Origin of the sequence: Novosphingobium sp. (genome assembly GCF_027489515.1) — a bacterium.
In the GTDB taxonomy this organism is placed as follows: domain Bacteria; phylum Pseudomonadota; class Alphaproteobacteria; order Sphingomonadales; family Sphingomonadaceae; genus Novosphingobium.
This window is the reverse complement of sequence record NZ_JAIXZS010000037.1, coordinates 1-4,528: the sequence shown is the minus strand read 5'-3', so window position 1 is coordinate 4,528 and position 4,528 is coordinate 1. Positions and strand designations below refer to the sequence as shown.

The 4,528-nt window shown below is 61.2% G+C and carries 4 protein-coding genes and 2 pseudogenes; 2 read left to right on the top strand and 4 right to left on the bottom strand.

Going from position 1 to position 4,528, the window contains the following annotated elements; all coding sequences use genetic code 11:
- Window positions 1-104: pseudogene (locus Q0082_RS06805) on the top strand (IS5/IS1182 family transposase); the annotation flags it as partial.
- A gap of 26 nt (window positions 105-130) precedes the next feature.
- The gene (locus Q0082_RS06800) at window positions 131-610 is read left to right on the top strand and encodes a hypothetical protein (RefSeq protein WP_298191119.1); all 480 of its coding nucleotides are present in this window, start codon (window positions 131-133) and stop codon (window positions 608-610) included.
- Window positions 611-728: 118 nt separating this feature from the next.
- Here Q0082_RS06800 and Q0082_RS06795 read toward each other — a convergent pair whose 3' ends face one another.
- The 4 genes and pseudogenes from Q0082_RS06795 to Q0082_RS06780 form a co-directional block, all read right to left on the bottom strand.
- On the bottom strand, window positions 729-1,892 hold the full coding sequence (locus tag Q0082_RS06795) for a hypothetical protein (protein WP_298191117.1): 1,164 nt from the start codon (window positions 1,890-1,892) through the stop codon (window positions 729-731).
- A 2-nt stretch (window positions 1,893-1,894) separates the two neighbouring features.
- Window positions 1,895-3,754: a DNA cytosine methyltransferase gene (locus Q0082_RS06790; protein WP_298191115.1), complete on the bottom strand. Its 1,860-nt coding sequence runs from the start codon at window positions 3,752-3,754 to the stop codon at window positions 1,895-1,897.
- A gap of 41 nt (window positions 3,755-3,795) precedes the next feature.
- On the bottom strand, window positions 3,796-3,978 hold the full coding sequence (locus Q0082_RS06785; RefSeq protein ID WP_298191113.1) for a hypothetical protein: 183 nt from the start codon (window positions 3,976-3,978) through the stop codon (window positions 3,796-3,798).
- Window positions 3,979-4,423: 445 nt separating this feature from the next.
- Window positions 4,424-4,528: pseudogene (locus Q0082_RS06780) on the bottom strand (IS5/IS1182 family transposase); the annotation flags it as partial.

The window sequence follows — 4,528 nt, the reverse complement described above, 5'->3', positions numbered from 1 at the left end:
TCAAGGACTGGCGACGCATCCATACCCGCTACGACCGATGCGCCCACACGTTCATGTCCGCCATCTGCATCGCCGCAACCGTCATCTTCTGGCTCAATCAATGAGTCCTGAGCCTAGATGGCGCCAAGACTTGGGACGACGCCTCAATCAAGCTACGCGCCACGGCGATCGCCAAAGCAGTTTATGCGGCGTGAAGCGAGATGCAGCGCCTACCGCCGAGCCTGAGGCAGCGCTGGCGATGATCGAGCGGACTCGCAAGCCCCGGCGTGGGGTGACGCTGGCTGCCACCACGCTGTTCGATGCCACGGCCTTCATCAGCGCCAAGTGCGAGCGCAAGGTCATCCCGCACATCGCCGTCAACGGGACTGTTAGAAGGCTCGGCAAGGTTCGCAAGACTCTGATCGACCGCCGCACCTCCTGCTACAAGGGTTACGACACAACCCTGCGCATCCGCAAACACATCGAGGAGGCATTTGGAAAGGCCATGACAGTCGGCGGCATTGCACGCCTCAACGTGCAACGCATCGCTAGGGCGACGGCCGCCTTTACCTTCCGAATGATCGGCTACAATCGAGTCAGCTTGCCCAAAAGCATCGAGGCCACGGCATAATGGCAATGCGATGAGTTTCAATGCCGGGAGAAAAGGCCGAAACGAACCCGCACATGCGACTGTCCAAGTTTATACCGAACCCCATTACGGGTTGTGCACCTCGGTTTTCATCAGCCTGCTAGAGCGCCTTGCAGCACTCGTTCCACTTGATCCGATGCTCGTAGTCCAGATCCGCGTCATCCTCGACGAGCTGCGCGAAATTGGAAAGGAATTGCGCGGTGTCCGGCAGCAGCCGGAGATAGTAGGACAGCGTCGCTGTCAGGCCGTTGACGATGATCTCGCAGCCGTTCTGTCGCAGGAAGTCGGAGATCGCTGAGCGGATCGCCGTAGCGTCGCCCTCCTCGATCCCGGCATCAGAGAGAATATAGTATCGACGCACCGATTCAGACCGAACCTTGTCCATCACCTCCGAAACATGGCCAATGTTTATACGATGCCCGAGCTTCGTCTCGACCGCCTCCACCGGCTTGCCTTGGTGGGAAACGACGATGTCCCCGACCGTGCCGGCCTTGCGATCCGCCGACTTCATGCGCCCGAGCGGCTCGAGCTGCAGCGTATCGTAGCGGTCAATGCTCTCCACCAGGCACTGGTAGATAGCATAGATCAGAACCTGGGGAATCCTAGGCGTGTTGGTCTGGAACCGAAGGCTCAAATAGGACCGCACGAGTGTGATCGCTGCATCGATGCTTAGGCCCTTCGGCCGCGTGAGTACCACCCGGCCGGCGTTGCGGATCCTCACCAGTTCGACCAGCATCGCGACGATTAGCTTGCGCGTAAAGGCGCGGTCCTTTCGCGCCTCAATGAGGTTAACGACCTCAATCGCCAGCGGGCCAACGCGCTTCGGCACCGTCTTGATAACGAGGTCCGGCAGGTACGCCCCAGCGAACGAGAACGCCTGGGTGAGCCAATGCGTCTCCACGTTATGGGGCAGCTGATGTTCGATCAGGAACGGGATCGTGACGCGCGTGTCGTAGTCCCGCGCGGCGAAGCCGTCGGGCAACTCCGCCTTATGGTAACGGATATCCTGGTCCCAGCTCGCAAGCTTGTAGGCCGCGAGGGTGAGGACGACGCCGCGACCCGCGTGGCGGATGACCGCGAGGGCGGAGATAGTCTCAAGCGCCTCCGCGCCCAGTGCCGCCTCCAAGTCGTTCGGCGACTCCTCCGCGACGATCGCCTCCGCCTCCGAGAAGCAATCCTCGAGCGCCGCCCGCATCACCTCCCGGGTGGAGGGCTCGATAGGATCTTCTTCCCCGCCCGCTGCCGCATCGATCTCGTCGCTCATGGTCACATCGCGCGATCGAGCGGCATCGCAGGCGCCGACGAAAACTGGGCGCGGCTCTCAACGAGCGCGCGCGGCGACAACAGCGGGAAGGGGTAGGTACACAGGACGCGCTCCTTGCCCACGATCGGATGCGTGACATGCGTTCGCACATCGAACCGAATGGCGCGCGCGGCTACGATGGTCGCATCGAGCTGCTTCTGGCTCAGCTTCAGGGCCTTCAGCAGGTCCCGGGTCGGCGTGAAGTCGCCTGCCCTGTCCGACCGCGCGAAGAAGTTAATGAGCTGCGCGAGTTCCGGATTGCCGGGGAATGTCCAGTTGGACTCGACCCTGACGGTGTCGCCGCGATTAGCGTAATGGCCATAGATATCGATCAGCGAGAAAAACTCGGAGCGTTTCACCAAGGTATCTTCGATCACCGCCCAGGCGTGGAAGGCATCCTCGGGCCGGGACGCGGTTCCGGTGAGCCGGAGAGTGTCGTACTTGCCGAGATACTTCCTTAGGCCGCTGATCTCGATGCTCGCCTTGGTGGCCGCGCCCGCCGATTTGAAGCCAATCTCGATATGCGCGCCAGCCGTCGACACCACAACCTCATAGCCCTTACCCGGGCTACCGCCGGGCGCCAGCCGGCGTCGATCGAACAGCGTCATCGGCTGGAGCGCGTAGCGTTCGACCGCTAGGCTTGGGCTCACCGCCGCCACCCGCTTGCCCTTCCTGCCATCCATCGCCTCGATTGCGCGCGCGGCGATGGTCGCGAACTGCTTGCTGCGCTCGCGCTGACGCTGCCGGAACGTCGACCTGAAGCCCTCTGGACGTAGCTCGAACTCGCGATCGTTCGACTGGTCCAAGAGCTGCTCCCTGACAGAGCGTGCGATCACATAGGCCAGCCTGGGAGGTACTGAGTTACCGATTTGCTCCATCACCTTTCCGTAGCTGCCGACAATGTGGTAGTCGTCGGGAAACGATTGGAGCCGCTTCAACTCGGCGATGGTGAAGTGGCGGTTCTTCCAGTGGAAAGGGCCGGTAAACTTTCCTGGCTGCGCCTTCAGCGTCCTGCAAGGCGATCCCCGCTCGACCTTGTAAAGCAAGTCGTGGAACTTCGAGCGCCACGCGAAGACAGGACGCGGGTGGCCCATCTCGGCGGTGAAGAACGCGTAGTTCAGCCCCTCGGGAACCTGCGGCAGGAGATGGCCGTAGAGGCCGCCAAGATCGTCGTGATAAGGCTCCGTAGGATCCTGTAGGTCCGCGATCGCCTTCTCGACGCCGACCAGCGGGACGCCCGTCGTCGAGTCCGGCCCGTGTGTCGGGAGCGGGAACCGAAAGCTCCCCTTCTTATGGCCTACAAGGATCAGCCGCTCGCGATGCTGGGGAACGCCGTAATCGGCGGCGTCGACCACCTCGGCGCAAAGGTGATAACCGCGCCTCGCGAACGCCTCGGTCATCTCCGCCCAAGGCTTGCCGCCATTGGCGCCAGGCAGACCGTACACATTCTCAAACACGAAAATCTCGGGCTCGAGTTCATCGAGAACGCGGCAATAGGCTTGGAACAGCTGGCCGCGCGGATCGGACGTACCGATCACGCCGCCAGCGCGCCTGCCAGCCGCCGAGAAGGTCTGGCAAGGCGGCCCTCCGATCACGCAGCGGATGCCAGCGTCCTTGTAGGGGCTGACGTCGAACCTGCGAATATCTTGGCAATGCACAACTGCGCCGTCGCGCTCGCAATTGCCTTCTAGGTTCTGGCGCAACGTAGCCACATAGGAAGGCTCGATTTCGACGCAGGCCCGGATGTCAAAGCCGGCCTCGAGAAATCCCAGATCGAGGCCGCCTGCTCCGGTGAACAAGCTGAGGGTGGGAATGGGTTCCATGTGACTGGGTGCCTTGCTCATGGTGGGAAGAGTTCCGGCGCTCAATGCGCGCGCCGCTGGTCGGCGATGAACAGGCTACGCTGATCAGGATAGCCTTCGCGCTCAAGATGCTCGTGGATCAGCCGCGCGACCAGCGTGGACTTTTTGTAGCCTCGCTCCTGGCAGTAGCAAGTGAAGCGATCGGCCTCATCCTCAGAGATCAGCACGCTTAGCTTCGCGGCCATATCACCCTTCTCCCATGCGATTGCGCACTTGTGCGCACTTGTGCGCGGCAGGTCTAGCGCTGGTGATCGCGAATCTGTGAAAAACATTCGTGGAACATATAAAGAACATTTAGTGCTGTCATGCTTTTTCCAATGCCGGCTTTGGGCAAGCCGACGGGCGCCTTGGCCGATCTGCGCGCCACAGCTTTTGCTTGATCCCATCGAAGGAAGCGCCAGGCCTAGCTCGGCCCGACTGCGGCCGCGAAAAGCAAGAGAGCGGCATCAGAAATCTTCGAGGCTCAAAGACAGACTTGACTGAGGCGGGGCCCATTCAGCTGTCGTACTGAAGATACTGCAGCTATTAGGAAACGCGTCAATAATCCTGAATTGCCGGAAAAAAGCATGCTTTGCTGACATTCTGCTATCCCTCAGCGAACGACCGCTTTTGGCTAGCTAGGCTCAGGACTCATTGATTGAGCCAGAAGATGACGGTTGCGGCGATGCAGATGGCGGACATGAACGTGTGGGCGCATCGGTCGTAGCGGGTATGGATGCGTCGCCAGTCCTTGAG